The sequence below is a fragment of the Rhizobium sp. CB3090 genome (assembly GCF_029714285.1).
Taxonomy (GTDB): Bacteria; Pseudomonadota; Alphaproteobacteria; order Rhizobiales; family Rhizobiaceae; genus Rhizobium.
The window spans coordinates 176,585-189,803 of sequence record NZ_CP121662.1; the positions used below are offsets into that span (position 1 = coordinate 176,585).

Genomic DNA, 13,219 nt, shown 5'->3' on the forward strand with positions numbered 1-13,219 from the left:
CGCAGATCTCAGGCTGACGCCGCAATCTTCTCCCGTCCTGCTTTCAACGCCACCACGCCGCTGACGATCAGGGCCAGAATGGCGGCCGCATAGATATCCGTCGTCGCCGTAAACCCGACCGCCTTCGACAGGAATCCGGCTAAAATGGCAGGGAGGCTGAAGGCGAGATAGCTTTGGATGTAGAAGGCGGAAAGCAGTCCGGCGCGTTCGTCGGACTTGGCCAATGGCATGATGTTTCTAACTGTGCCGAGGAAGGTCGCCCCGAAGCCGGCGCCGGCAATCAGCGTTCCCAGGGCAAGGATCGACACCTGCGCCGCATGCACGCCGGCGATGACGGTCAATATGCCGAGCGTCATGCTGGATATGCCGAACGTCATTGCCGTGGCGGCGGATCTCTTGCGCAGCAGGAACACGGCCGCCGCGCCGCTGATCGTCAAGGCTGCGACCACGGAGCCCCCGACTAGCGGCGCCTTGCTGCCAGTCGTCGCGCTGACCAGCGAGGGTACCAGCGACAGATAGAAGCCGCCCAGCGCCCAGACAGCGACGTTGATCGGTGTCAGCGCCAGCAGCGTCCGGCGCGCCTGTTGGGGAACGGCGACTTCCGGTTTCAGCGATGCGAGCAGCCCGCTCCGCCGGCGTGCCGTCTCCGGCACCCGCCATAGCAGCACCGCCTGCAGGGCCAGCAGGGCGAGCATAACGATATAGACGAGCAGGGTCGGCGCCGGGGCGAATTGGACCAGCAGGCTCGTCCCGAGGGCGCCGATCGCCATGCCGGTAAGCGGCGCAAGACTGTTGGTGATCGATCCCTTGATCGGATCGAGATCGACGAGCGCGGCGCCGATCGAGCTTGCTGCCGCACCCGTGGCAAAGCCTTGCACGGTGCGCGCGGCGATCAGCCAATTCGGGCCGTCGGCCATTAAAAACAGCGCCATCGCTACCATATTGAGGATAAGCGAGGCGAAGATCACCGGCCGCCGTCCGAGATGATCGGAAATCGAGCCGACGATCAGAAGCGAGATGAGGAGCGCGAAGGCATAGACGGCGAAGATCACCGTGATCAACACCGGCGAGAAGGCGAAAACCTGCTGATAAATTCGATAAAGTGGTGTCGGCGCAGAGGACGCGGCAAAGAAGGTGGCGCTGGTGGCGGCATGAAAGAGCGGTGCTAGTCGCCGGCCAGCCGCACGTGGCGAATTGGCGGTGGAATCCATCGTGGTCATCGACTATATCCTGGCTTAAAGCAAAAATGTTGCGTTAAGCATATGTAGTGTGCCGCGGAGCTAAAAGCAAATAATTTGCGTTAGCAAAGCGCCGTCGCTTCTTATGCGATATCAGCAACAAAGGGAAAGATTGGCATAATCAATGGTTCCAAAAGAAAATCCGCGTCCCGGCGGGCGCAGTGCTCGGGTGCAGGCCGCGGTGCATCATGCGGTGCGTGAGATGTTGGCCGGAATGGAGCGCGCCGATGTGACGATCCCGCTCATTGCGCAGCGCGCCAACGTGACGCCATCGACGATCTATCGCCGCTGGGGCGATTTGCAGGAGCTTTTGGCAGATGTCGCAGCTTCCCGCCTGCAGCCGGAAACGGAGCCGCTCAAAACCGGCAGCGCCAGAGCGGACCTGCAGGCCTGGGCCGAGCAATATGCCGACGAAATGTCCTCGGGCGCCGGCCGGCAGATGATCCGCGATATCCTGGCAGTATCCGACACGACGAATGCGGAGAAGTGCTCAGGTTACACGCAGCAGCAATTGCGCGTGATCGTCGCCCGGGCAGAAGAGCAGGGCGAGGTGTTCCCGACCCTCACCGAACTGATGGACTTCGTTATATCTCCGATCATGTACCGCATTCTCTTCGATCAGGTGCCGAGCAGCGATTATATTCATGGCCTGATCTCTCGGATCATGCCGAAAGCTGCGGCAAGTCCTGAAACCTGCGGAAACAACCACTGACGTGTCCGGCGGTTGAGGCTTCCTTGAAGGGGTTCGTTTCTTCCGCCGGTTTAGGATGCGTTGTTCGCAACCAGCCAACAAGTAAACGAGTATCACTCGCGAAAAATGCTGTGGTTAGTGATTCCCGTGGGATATGCAGCATCGATGTGTCTACGCGCTATTTCGCTATTGAAGAACAGAGATAAAGATGATGCTAATGGTTGCTGAACAGATTCAACGGCAACGCAAAGGGGACCTTCGATGCTCAATGAATTCAAAGCATTCATCGCCCGTGGCAACGTCATGGATCTCGCTGTCGGCGTGATCATTGGTGGCGCCTTTGGTGGTATCGTCAAGTCGCTGGTGGACGATATCATCATGCCGATCGTCGGTGCCATTTTTGGCGGCTTCGACTTTTCGAATTATTTCCTCCCGCTCTCAGCCAACGTCAATGCGCCGACGCTGGCTGCGGCGCGTGCGCAGGGCGCGGTTTTCGCCTACGGCAATTTCATCACCGTCCTCATCAATTTCCTCATTCTCGCCTGGATCATCTTCCTGATGGTGAAAGGCGTGAACACGCTGCGCAAGCAGGTCGAGCGCAAGCAAGCGAGGGGCGAGGAAACAGCGCCGCCGCCGGCCGATGTGCAGTTGCTCACCGAAATCCGTGATCTCTTGGCCAAGCGTCCCGCCGTCTGAGGCGCGTTTTCCGTCCTTGCCTTCAGCCCCGGCCCATCAAAGGCCGAGGCCAATTCATCACGAAAATCGATTGGTTGCTCAGTCAAAGTCATGGGATTTGCCCGCCGAATTGCTCTATCTCTTTGTTTTCCCGCATTCCGGACGGAAAACCGCTACGCACTTTTCCTGGAATTGCTCTAAGAAGGCGGAAACCGGAGACTTTGCATGTCGATATTGGATAGCCTCAGCCCGCGTGCTTTGACCGCGCCCGAAAGCGGGATCGTGGAAGTCGTGAACTATGCCCGTGGGCGCGATGGCCTGTTGCCGCTCTGGGTCGGCGAGGGCGATCTGCCGACGCCGGATTTCATCAACCGCGCTACCATGGCCTCGCTCAACGCCGGCGAAACCTTCTACACCTGGCAGCGCGGCATTCCGGAGCTGCGCCAAGCGCTCTCCGACTACTATACGCGGCATTTCGGCGTGTCCCTGCCGATGGAGCATTTTTACGTCACCGGTTCGGGCATGCAGGCGATCCAGCTCTCGGTGCAGGCGATCACCTCGCCCGGCGATGAGATGGTCTATCTGTCGCCGGCCTGGCCGAACATTGCGGCTGCGCTTGAGATCGCCGGCGCCCGCTCGGTCGCCGTGCCGCTGCAGTTCGAAAACGGCAAGTGGACGCTTGATCTTGAGCGTCTGAAAGCGGCGATTACGCCGAAGACCAAGGGTCTCTTCATCAATACGCCGTCGAACCCGACTGGCTGGACAGCGACGCATCAGGACCTGAGGAATATTCTGGCGCTCGCTCGGGAGCACGGCCTCTGGATCATGGCCGACGAGATCTACGCGCTCTATTATTATGCCGGCGGCCGGGCGCCCTCCTTCCTCGACATCAAGGAGGCGGATGACAAGATCCTGTTCGTCAATTCCTTCTCCAAGAACTGGTCGATGACCGGCTGGCGCGTCGGCTGGATCGTGGCGCCCCCCGAGCTGGGTCAGGTGATCGAAAACCTCGTGCAATACTCGACGTCGGGCGTCGCGCAGTTCATGCAGAAGGGCGCAGTCGCCGCGTTGAATGAAGGTGACGATTTCGTCCGCTCCAACATCGCCAAGGCCACCCGTTCGCGCGATATCCTCTGTGACGCGCTAATCGCCACCAATCGCGTCCACACGCTGAAGCCGGATGGCGCGCTTTATTCCTTCCTGAAGATCGACGGCGTCACCGACAGCCGCAAGGCCGCCCTCGATATCGTCGACAAGACCGGCGTCGGCCTGGCTCCCGGAACAGCCTTCGGCAAGGGCGGCGAACTTTTCATGCGCGCCTGTTTCCTGCGTGATCCCGCGCAAGTGGCGGATGCTGCGGAGCGCCTGAGCCGGTATATCCTGAGTTTGTGAGCTCTTATCTTCGCCCGAACGGGGGTCCGAAGGACGAGTTGAGACCTGTGGCTCAACCGCGGTACAGGCCGCGCTCTACCTACGCGCGGGCTTAGGGGGCATTGCACCGTGAGGCGGCGGCGAACAGTCCCTGAAACACTGAAATCTCTCGGTAACGCCCCCTCAACCGCCTGTGGCGCACCTTCTCCCCGTTGGGGCGAAGGTGTTGTCCGCCATTCGATAAAATTCGACCGATCCCCGAAAATCCTGCCTAACCATAGGAACAATCTTTCCTTGGCGGCAGCCTGTTCAACCCCTGCTTTTAATCAAATCCGTAAGAAACCCGGCCTCATATGGGGCCTCTACGACTTTGCAGGGGTGCGAAGAATGACGGTGTTGGTGACAGGCGGTGCCGGGTATATCGGCAGCCATATGGTCTGGAAATTGCTGGACGCCGGCGAGGATGTGGTCGTCATCGACCGTCTTTCCACCGGCTTTCGTTGGGCGGTTGCGCCGGCGGCACGCTTCTATCTCGGCGATGTCGCCGATGAAGTGTTGCTGCAGAAGATCTTTGCGGAAAACCATATCGACGCCATCATTCATTTCGCCGGCTCCGCGGTCGTGCCGGTGTCGATCGAAGATCCGCTGGCCTGTTATGACAACAACACCGGCAAAACCCGCGTCCTGATGAGTGCGGCGATCAAAGCCGGTATTCGCCACTTCGTCTTCTCCTCCACGGCCGCCGTCTATGGTCCGCAACCCTCCAACGAACCGGTGCGGGAAAACGCGCCGCTCAGGCCGGAAACACCCTATGGGCAATCCAAGCTGATGTCGGAATTGATGTTGCGCGATGCCGCCGCCGCTTACGATTTCAGCTACGTGGCCCTACGCTATTTCAACGTCGCCGGCGCCGATCCAAAGGGCCGGGCCGGCCAATCGACTGACGGCGCCACCCATCTTGTCAAGGTTGCCTGCGAAGCGGCCCTCGGCCGCCGCCGCCAGGTGGATATCTACGGCACCGATTATCCGACGCATGACGGAACGGGCGTGCGCGATTACATCCACGTCTCCGATCTCGTCGAGGCGCATATGATGGCGCTGCAGCATCTGAGAAACGGCGGCCGGCCGCTGGTCGCCAATTGCGGTTATGGCATGGGCTATTCGGTGCTCGATGTTCTGAACATGGTCGTGCGGGTCTATGGCCGCTCGTTCCGGATACATATGGCGCCGCGCCGGCCGGGCGATGCTGCCAGCGTCATCGCCGACGCCACGCTTGCCCATCGTGAACTCGGCTGGGCGCCGAAATACAATTGCATGGAGACGATCGTGCGCTCGTCGTTGGAATGGGAAATCTATCTTGCGCACAGATCCGGTTTCGATGTCAGCGGCTTGCGCAAGGTGTTCGCGGCGCCAAGCATCTAAGGCCTCTGACATGGAGACGCATACTATATTTCGATGCTTGGGTGGAAATGCAAAATATTAAGCAATCACTGGTAATATTTCCCAATAAAAATAACCGAAAATCAAGTTTTTTGTGGCTTTCTATGCGTGGGGGAATGAAGCCATGAGGAACTTGCTTTCAGGCCTGGGCCTGCAGAAAGAGCACCCGACGTTTATGGTGGCGCAATATAAGGCGCTGTCGTCGCAGATACCGGTCCTTTATATTCTTTTGATCATCAATGCGCTAGCCGTGGCGATCACCCATATTCACACTGCGCCGATGTGGCTGGCGCTTTATGTGCCGGTCGGCCTGAGCGTCCTCTGTGTTTTCCGTATCATTTGGTGGCATATGCATGGTCAGGATCCCGTCAGTGCGGATCGGGCTTACAGCGTGATGCGCCGAACGGTCGTGCTCGCCGGGGTGCTGACCCTCGCTTTCGGCACCTGGGCCGTCGCGCTCTATCAATATGGCAATGCCTATCAGCAGGGGCAAATCTCCTATTTCCTTGTCGTGACGGGCATCTCCTGCGTCTTCTGTCTGATGCATCTGCCGGCCGCCGCCCTGCTGACGACGGCGATCACCTTTTCCTTCATGGTGGTCACCTTCATGTTCTCCGGCAATTCCGTGTTCGTGGCGACGGCGACCAGCGTCATCTTCCTCTCGTTTCCCTTCGTTCGCGTCATCAATAGCTATTTTCGGAATTTCGCCGGTCTGGTGCAGCTCACGGAGGAACTTGGTGAGAAGCAGGCGGAAGCCGAGCGGCTGAATCTCATCAACAGCCGCAACGCGCTGCAGGATCAACTGACCGGTCTTGCCAATCGCCGCAGCTTCTTTCGCGAATTGCAGGATCTGCTGCAGCAACGGCCCGAGGAGCCGCCCATCGTCGGTCTTGTCGATCTTGACGGCTTCAAGCCGGTCAACGACGTCTTCGGCCATGCCGCCGGCGATCTCGTGTTGAAGGAGACGGCTGAACGTTTCGTCGCCTTGATGGGCGGCAGGGGCACCATTGCGCGTCTCGGCGGCGATGAATTCGGCGTGATTTTTCCAAGCGACCTCAACCGCAATTGTGTCTCCAAGATGGGGCAGGCTTTCTGTGCGGCACTGCGCGAGCCCTACGACGTGCCCGGTGGCTCCATCCGCATCTCCGGTTCCTGCGGCATCGTCGTTCCGGAAGGGAGCGGCCACACGGCGGAGCAACTGTATGAAAAGGCGGACTTTGCCCTCTATCAGGTCAAGAACCGCCGCAGCGGCAGTGTCGAGTTCTTCTCCCATGATCTCGAAGAAATCCTTCAGCAACGACATCTGATCGAGCTCGAATTGCAGGGCGACAATTTCGGCAAGGAATTGTCGCTGGAATACCAGCCGATCATCGATCTCGAGGACGGCCATGTCGTCGGCTTCGAGGCCTTAGCGCGCTGGAACAGCGCCCGCCTCGGACGTATCAGCCCCAGTGCTTTCATCCCTGCTGCCGAACGCACCGCGATGATCGGCAAGATGACCCGCATCCTTTTTGCCGAGGCGCTGCAGGCCCTGTCGATCATGCCGCCGCCGCTGCGAATGTCTTTCAACCTCTCGGCCCGCGATATCTGCGACCATGAGACTTCAATGGCTTTGCTCGGCATGATCCATGCCGCCAAGATTGATCCGCGCCGTATCGAATTCGAGATCACCGAGACGGCGTTGTTGTCGGATTTCGACACGGCCTACGAGGTCATAAGCCTCCTGCGTACCGCCGGCATTACCATCGCGCTCGATGATTTCGGCACCGGTTTTTCCAGCCTCAGCCATGTCCACCGGCTGGAATTCGACAAGATCAAGATCGACAAGAGCTTCGTCATGCAGTTCGAACGTGACGTCCGCTGCATGAATATCACCCGCTCGGTTGCCAATCTCTGTCGCAATCTCGGCATCGTCTCGGTCGCCGAAGGCGTCGAGAGCGCCGCGACCGCCGAGGCGCTGCATGCTTTCGGGGTGCGGCTGGCGCAGGGCTATCATTTTTCCAGACCGCTGCGCCTACACGACGCGATCGCCTTTGCCGAAGCGAGCGAGACCGGAATTGCGGCGCGACACGTGGCAAACGCCTAGCAATTCCAAGGAAGGTGCGCGGCGGTTCCGAACAACTCTAAGTCGGCGCGTGCCCAAGAAAGGCCGGCGCGTTGCGATGCACAGCGTTCACCAGGAAATCGATGACGGTGCGCACGCGCGGCGATTGCCTGAGGTCGCGGTGGCAGGTGATCCAATAATGGCGTTTCAGATCGACTTCATCGGGGAGCACCATCTGCAGGTCCTGGTGCCGGCTCGCGATGAAGAAAGGCAGGACACAGAGCCCGAGCCCGTTCTTTGTCGCCGTCAATTGCGCAAAGATGCTGGAGCTCTGGAATTGCGGTTTTATACGCGGATGGATGTCGCCGAGATAGTCGAGGCCGGGCGCAAAGATCATGTCTTCGATGTAGCCAATGAACGCATGCTCCGGCAGATCATCGCGGCTCTCCACCGGCGGGTGCCTGGCGAGGTAATCCCGTGATCCATAGACCTGCAGATGGTAGTCGGTCAGTTTCTCAGTGAAATAAGGGCCGGCCTTCGGCGGGTCGAGCACGATGACGATATCGGCCTCCTTGCGGGATAGCGACATGATCTGCTGGATCGTCACCAATTCCAGCGAGATGTTCGGATACCGCGCGGTGAACTCCGAAAGCATGGTGGTGAAGAAGAAATTGGAAAAACCCTCCGGTGCGCTGATGCGCACCACACCGCGCTGGGCGGCCGAGCCGGCCGTCAGGTCCGACCGCAGCCGCTCGGTTTCCTGCTCCATCCGCTCGGCCGTATCCACGAAGCGCTGGCCCATGCCCGTCAGCATGTAGCCGCGCGGATTGCGCTCGAAGAGCTTGACCTGCAGCGCAAATTCCAGCCGGTCGATGCGACGCGAGACGGTGGCGTGGCTGGTGCGCAATTGCCGGGCGGCGGTCGAAAGCTGACCGGTCCGGGCCACCGCCAGGAAAAACTGCAGATCATCCCAAGTGAAATGCGGCGCGGTCTTCATGCCTCCCTCTCTGTTCAAAAATGAACAGACGCTGTTTGGAATTAATTGTAAACTTCACTTGCGTCAACGCACGATTTCAATGATCTTGAGGAATGGGAAAGTCGTTTTGAGGAGAACGGCTGGCCAATTTTGAACAGATTCATTTTTGCCAAATCTCTGGGAGGAGAGGATATGCGAAAGAGTCTCATTGCATCCCTGGCACTTCTGCTTGCAACCGGCACCTCGGCGTTCGCCGCTGGCGCGTCCGACGGTGTTGTGAAGATCGGTATCCTGAATGACCAGTCGGGCGTCTATGCCGACTTCGGCGGCAAGTCCTCGGTGGAGGCGGCGAAGATGGCCGTCGAGGATTTCGGCGGCAAGGTGCTGGGCGTGCCGATCGAGATCGTCGATGCCGACCATCAGAACAAGCCCGATATCGCCTCCAACATCGCTCGCCAATGGTATGACACCGATAAGGTCGACGCCATCATGGAGCTGACGACCTCATCGGTGGCGCTGGCTGTGCAGGCGATCGCCAAGGAAAAGAAGAAGATCGATATCGTTACCGGCGCAGCGACGACCGATCTCACCGGCAAGCAATGCTCTCCCTATGGTTTCCATTGGGCCTATGACACGCATGCCTTGGCCGTCGGTACCGGCGGCGCGCTCGTCAAGCAGGGCGGCGATACTTGGTTCTTCCTGACGGCCGATTACGCCTTCGGCTATTCGCTGGAGCAGCAGACCAGTGACTTCGTCAAGGCAAACGGCGGCAAGGTTTTAGGCTCCGTGCGCCATCCGCTGTCGACCAACGACTTCTCGTCCTTCCTGCTTCAGGCGCAATCGTCCGGCGCCAAGGTCATCGGCCTTGCCAATGCCGGTCTCGATACTTCGAACGCCATCAAGCAGGCGTCGGAATTCGGCATCACCCAGGGCGGCCAACATCTGGCGGCGCTGCTCTTCACGCTCGCCGAGGTTCATGGCCTCGGCCTGCAGGCCGCCCAAGGTCTGACATTGACCGAAGGCTATTATTGGAACCGCGACGACGAAAGCCGCAAGTTCGGCAAACGCTTCTTCGATCGCACCGGCAAGATGCCGAACATGATCCACGCCGGTACCTATTCCGCCGTGCTGCAATATCTGAAGGCCGTGCAGAAGGCCGGCACCGACGATACCGAAGCGGTCGCCAAGGAACTGCACGAAATGCCGGTCGACGACGTCTTCGGCCGCGGTGGCACGGTCGGCCCCAACGGCCGCATGATCCACGACATGTACCTGCTCCAGGTCAAGAAGCCGGAGGAGAGCAAACAGCCATGGGACTACTATAACGTGCTGGCGACGATCCCCGGCAAGGAAGCCTATATCGATCCGGCCAAGAGCGGCTGCGATCTCGTCAAGCAGTAAATTTGCGATCAGCCGATGGCGATCTCTGCGACAGAGAAACAGGAAGAGCCACGGGTGGTTTTATCCGCCCGCGGCCTTAGGCGTGATTTCGGCGGCTTCACGGCCGTCAAGAATGTCGATCTCGATGTGCATCACGCCCGCGTGCACGCGCTGATCGGCCCGAACGGCGCCGGCAAGACGACCGTGTTCAATCTCTTGACCAAGTTCCTGCAGCCGACGCATGGCACGATCACGCTGCTCGGCACCGATATTACTAGAACGAAGCCGGATAAGGTCGCGCGTATGGGGCTGGTGCGCTCGTTCCAGATTTCGGCCGTCTTTCCGCATCTCTCCGTGCTCGACAATGTCCGTGTCGCCCTGCAGCGGCCGAACAATCTGGCGCATCAGTTCTGGCGGCCGATCTCGGCGCTGGATGGCCTTAACGATCGCGCCGAGCAATTGCTGGCAGCGGTCGGCCTGACGAAGGAGCGCAATGCCATCGCCGCGGATCTTTCCTACGGCCGCAAGCGGGTGCTGGAGATCGCGACGACCTTGGCGCTCGATCCCAAGGTGCTGCTGCTCGACGAGCCGATGGCCGGCATGGGGCTGGAGGATGTCAACACCGTCTCCGCCATAATTCGCGACGTGGCTCGCGACCGGGCGGTGCTGATGGTGGAGCACAATCTCTCCGTCGTCGCAGATATCTGCCATCACGTCACCGTGCTCCAGCGCGGCGAAATCCTCGCCGAAGGCGACTATGCCACGGTCAGCCAGGACCCGCGCGTCCGCGAGGCCTATATGGGCACGGAGGAGGCTTGAGCATGGCTGCGCTGCTCGAAGTCCAGGGTCTCAATGCCTGGTATGGCGAAAGCCACATATTGCATGGCGTCGACATGACCGTCGGCGACGGCGAAACCATCACCATTCTCGGCCGCAACGGCGTCGGCAAGACGACGACGCTGCGCACCATCGTCGGCATCGTCCGGGCGCGCAAGGGCAAGATCGCCTTTGCCGGTGCCGACATGATGCAGGTGCCGCTGCACAAGACGGCGCACAGAGGCATCGGTTTCGTGCCGGAAGAGCGTGGGATATTCTCGACGCTCAACGTTCATGAAAACCTGATGCTGCCGCCCGTGGTTGCGCCGGGTGGGATGACGGTCGACGAGATTTTCGAGCTGTTTCCCAATCTGTATGAGCGTCGCAACAGCCCCGGCACGAAACTCTCCGGCGGCGAACAGCAGATGCTCGCCATGGCCCGCATTCTGCGCACCGGCGTACGCATGCTGCTGCTGGACGAGCCGACCGAGGGACTGGCACCCGTCATCGTCCAGCGCATCGGCGAGGTGCTGAAGAAGCTGAAGGAGCGCGGCATGACCATTCTGCTGGTCGAGCAGAATTTCCGCTTTGCCAGCCGCATTGCCGATCGCTTCTATCTGATGGATCATGGCCAGATGGTCGCGGAATTTCCGGTCGGCGAATTGCCGGAGCGTATGGGCATGCTGCACAAGGTTCTGGGAGTCTGACGCCATGACCATGATATTCGGCATCCCGTTGCAGGCGCTTCTCGGACAATTGCTGATCGGGCTGATCAACGGCTCCTTCTATGCGCTCCTGAGCCTCGGACTGGCGATCATCTTCGGCATGCTGCGGGTGATCAATTTCGCCCATGGCGCGCTCTATATGCTCGGCGCCTTTACCGCCTATCTGCTGCTTGCCTACGCCGGCATCGGCTACTGGCCGTCCCTGGTGCTGGCGCCGTTGATCGTCGGCTTGTTCGGCGCGGTCGTCGAGCGCCTGTGCCTGCGCCGGCTCTACAAGGTGGATCCGCTCTATGGCCTGCTCTTCACCTTCGGCATGGCGCTGACTATCGAGGGGACCTTCCGCTATCTTTATGGCTCCTCAGGTCAGCCCTATGCCGTTCCGGCGGAGCTGGTGGGCGCGAGGAATATCGGCTTCATGTTCCTGCCCGTTTATCGCGGCTGGGTGGTCATCGCTTCACTGGTCGTCTGCATTGGCACATGGCTGTTGATCGAGAAGACCAAACTCGGCGCCTATCTGCGTGCCGCAACGGAAAATTCGGTGCTGGTACAGGTTTTCGGCGTCAACGTGCCGGTGCTTCTGACGCTGACCTATGCCTTCGGCGTTGCGCTTGCCGCCCTTGCCGGCGTGCTGGCCGCGCCGATCTATCAGGTCTCGCCATTGATGGGCTCGAACATGATCATCATCGTCTTCGCCGTGGTCGTCGTAGGCGGCATGGGTTCGATCATGGGCGCCATCATCACCGGCTATGTCCTCGGCGTGGCGGAAGGCCTGACGAAGGTCTTCTATCCGGAAGCTTCCAACATCGTCATCTTCGTGATCATGGCGATCGTGCTGCTCCTCAGGCCAGCGGGCCTCTTTGGCCGGGATGCGTGACATGGCAGATATGACCGATACGCTAAAATCCGAAAGCCGCCGCCCGTCGTCGGTCCAGAAGGGCTTCCTGATCGTCGGCCTGGTCCTGCTGATCTGGGCACCGTTTTTCATCTATCCCATCTTCGTCATGAAGGTGCTCTGCTTCGCGCTGTTCGCCTGCGCCTTCAATCTGCTGCTCGGCTACACCGGCCTTCTGTCCTTCGGTCACGCCACCTTCTTCGGCGGCGCGGCCTATTTCACGGCCTATAGTGTGAAGGCGTGGGGCGTGCCGCCGGAACTCGGCATTCTGATCGGCGTTGCGGGCGCTGCGCTGCTCGGCCTGATCATGGGCTTCGTCGCCATCCGCCGGCAGGGCATCTATTTCGCCATGATCACGCTGGCGCTGTCCTACATGTTCTATTTCTTCTGCCTGCAGGCGAAGTTCACCGAGGGCGAAGACGGCATTCAGTCGGTCCCGCGCGGCTATCTTTTCGGCGTCATCGACCTGAATAATTCGTTCAACATGTATTATTTCGTGCTGGCGGTGTTCATCATCGGCGTGCTGATCATCTGGCGCTTCATCAATTCACCCTTCGGCATGATCCTGAAGTCGATCCGGGAAAACGAGCAGCGGGCGATTTCGCTCGGCTATTCCGTGGCGCATTACAAGCTCGGCGCCTTCGTCATGTCGGCCGCTCTTGCTGGGCTTGCCGGCGCGGTCAAGGCGCTGGTTTTCCAGTTCGCGACGCTGACCGATGTCGCCTGGCAGATGTCGGGCGAAGTGATCCTGATGACCTTGCTCGGCGGCATCGGCACGTTGATCGGCCCGCTTTTCGGCGCCGGTTTCGTGGCGACGTTGGAAAACTATCTCGCCACGTCGGAATTCCCGGTCACCGTCATCACCGGCATCGTCTTCATGGTCTGCGTCCTGCTCTTCCGCCGCGGCATCATCGGCGAGTTCTACGCTTCGCGGCTGGGGCGGAAGCTGGGATTTGAATATCGGCGGTGAA

General features: G+C 59.9%; 12 protein-coding genes. 10 read left to right on the forward strand and 2 right to left on the reverse strand.

Going from position 1 to position 13,219, the window contains the following annotated elements; translation table 11 throughout:
- Positions 1-8: 8 nt before the first annotated feature.
- Entirely contained in the window at positions 9-1,220 is a 1,212-nt protein-coding gene (locus QA646_RS00885) for an MFS transporter (protein ID WP_283057054.1), read from the reverse strand.
- A gap of 142 nt (positions 1,221-1,362) precedes the next feature.
- On the opposite strand from QA646_RS00885, the gene QA646_RS00890 reads away from it, so the two are divergent.
- The 5 genes from QA646_RS00890 to QA646_RS00910 all read left to right on the forward strand — a co-directional run bounded on the left by QA646_RS00890 (position 1,363) and on the right by QA646_RS00910 (position 7,501).
- On the forward strand, positions 1,363-1,950 hold the full coding sequence (locus QA646_RS00890; RefSeq protein ID WP_283057055.1) for a TetR/AcrR family transcriptional regulator: 588 nt from the start codon (positions 1,363-1,365) through the stop codon (positions 1,948-1,950).
- A gap of 240 nt (positions 1,951-2,190) precedes the next feature.
- Positions 2,191-2,625 (forward strand): large conductance mechanosensitive channel protein MscL, encoded by a 435-nt coding sequence (gene mscL, locus QA646_RS00895; RefSeq protein ID WP_283057057.1) that lies wholly within the window; start codon positions 2,191-2,193, stop codon positions 2,623-2,625.
- Between the two features lie 204 nt (positions 2,626-2,829).
- Positions 2,830-3,996: a pyridoxal phosphate-dependent aminotransferase gene (locus QA646_RS00900; protein WP_283057058.1), complete on the forward strand. Its 1,167-nt coding sequence runs from the start codon at positions 2,830-2,832 to the stop codon at positions 3,994-3,996.
- Positions 3,997-4,362: 366 nt separating this feature from the next.
- Positions 4,363-5,397 carry a UDP-glucose 4-epimerase GalE gene (gene galE, locus QA646_RS00905; RefSeq protein ID WP_283057060.1) on the forward strand — a complete coding sequence of 345 codons (1,035 nt, stop codon included), beginning with the start codon at positions 4,363-4,365 and terminating at the stop codon, positions 5,395-5,397.
- Positions 5,398-5,539: 142 nt separating this feature from the next.
- Positions 5,540-7,501, forward strand: a complete 1,962-nt coding sequence (locus QA646_RS00910; protein WP_283057061.1) for an EAL domain-containing protein — start codon at positions 5,540-5,542, stop codon at positions 7,499-7,501.
- Positions 7,502-7,538: 37 nt separating this feature from the next.
- On the opposite strand, the gene QA646_RS00915 is transcribed toward QA646_RS00910, so the two are convergent.
- A complete protein-coding gene (locus QA646_RS00915; RefSeq protein ID WP_283057062.1) occupies positions 7,539-8,456 on the reverse strand; it encodes a LysR family transcriptional regulator in 918 nt (305 codons plus the stop codon).
- A 171-nt stretch (positions 8,457-8,627) separates the two neighbouring features.
- On the opposite strand from QA646_RS00915, the gene QA646_RS00920 reads away from it, so the two are divergent.
- From QA646_RS00920 to QA646_RS00940, 5 genes are read left to right on the forward strand one after another with little or no spacing between them, the layout of a single operon-like run.
- Entirely contained in the window at positions 8,628-9,836 is a 1,209-nt protein-coding gene (locus tag QA646_RS00920; RefSeq protein ID WP_283057063.1) for an ABC transporter substrate-binding protein, read from the forward strand.
- A 15-nt stretch (positions 9,837-9,851) separates the two neighbouring features.
- Positions 9,852-10,634 carry an ABC transporter ATP-binding protein gene (locus QA646_RS00925; protein ID WP_283057064.1) on the forward strand — a complete coding sequence of 261 codons (783 nt, stop codon included), beginning with the start codon at positions 9,852-9,854 and terminating at the stop codon, positions 10,632-10,634.
- A 2-nt stretch (positions 10,635-10,636) separates the two neighbouring features.
- Positions 10,637-11,338, forward strand: a complete 702-nt coding sequence (locus tag QA646_RS00930) for an ABC transporter ATP-binding protein (protein ID WP_283057065.1) — start codon at positions 10,637-10,639, stop codon at positions 11,336-11,338.
- Positions 11,339-11,342: 4 nt separating this feature from the next.
- Complete coding sequence (locus QA646_RS00935) at positions 11,343-12,230, forward strand: branched-chain amino acid ABC transporter permease (protein ID WP_283057067.1); 888 nt, start codon at positions 11,343-11,345, stop codon at positions 12,228-12,230.
- 1 nt (position 12,231) lies between these two features.
- Positions 12,232-13,218, forward strand: coding sequence for a branched-chain amino acid ABC transporter permease (locus QA646_RS00940; protein WP_283057069.1), 987 nt, complete (start codon positions 12,232-12,234; stop codon positions 13,216-13,218).
- The last annotated feature ends 1 nt before the right edge of the window (position 13,219 follow it).

Coding starts and splice junctions, on each gene's coding strand:
- QA646_RS00885 (WP_283057054.1), bottom strand. CDS start 1,220: ATGACCACGATGGATTCCACCGCCAATTCGCCACGTGCGGCTGGCCGG.
- QA646_RS00890 (WP_283057055.1), top strand. CDS start 1,363: ATGGTTCCAAAAGAAAATCCGCGTCCCGGCGGGCGCAGTGCTCGGGTG.
- mscL (WP_283057057.1), top strand. CDS start 2,191: ATGCTCAATGAATTCAAAGCATTCATCGCCCGTGGCAACGTCATGGAT.
- QA646_RS00900 (WP_283057058.1), top strand. CDS start 2,830: ATGTCGATATTGGATAGCCTCAGCCCGCGTGCTTTGACCGCGCCCGAA.
- galE (WP_283057060.1), top strand. CDS start 4,363: ATGACGGTGTTGGTGACAGGCGGTGCCGGGTATATCGGCAGCCATATG.
- QA646_RS00910 (WP_283057061.1), top strand. CDS start 5,540: ATGAGGAACTTGCTTTCAGGCCTGGGCCTGCAGAAAGAGCACCCGACG.
- QA646_RS00915 (WP_283057062.1), bottom strand. CDS start 8,456: ATGAAGACCGCGCCGCATTTCACTTGGGATGATCTGCAGTTTTTCCTG.
- QA646_RS00920 (WP_283057063.1), top strand. CDS start 8,628: ATGCGAAAGAGTCTCATTGCATCCCTGGCACTTCTGCTTGCAACCGGC.
- QA646_RS00925 (WP_283057064.1), top strand. CDS start 9,852: ATGGCGATCTCTGCGACAGAGAAACAGGAAGAGCCACGGGTGGTTTTA.
- QA646_RS00930 (WP_283057065.1), top strand. CDS start 10,637: ATGGCTGCGCTGCTCGAAGTCCAGGGTCTCAATGCCTGGTATGGCGAA.
- QA646_RS00935 (WP_283057067.1), top strand. CDS start 11,343: ATGACCATGATATTCGGCATCCCGTTGCAGGCGCTTCTCGGACAATTG.
- QA646_RS00940 (WP_283057069.1), top strand. CDS start 12,232: ATGGCAGATATGACCGATACGCTAAAATCCGAAAGCCGCCGCCCGTCG.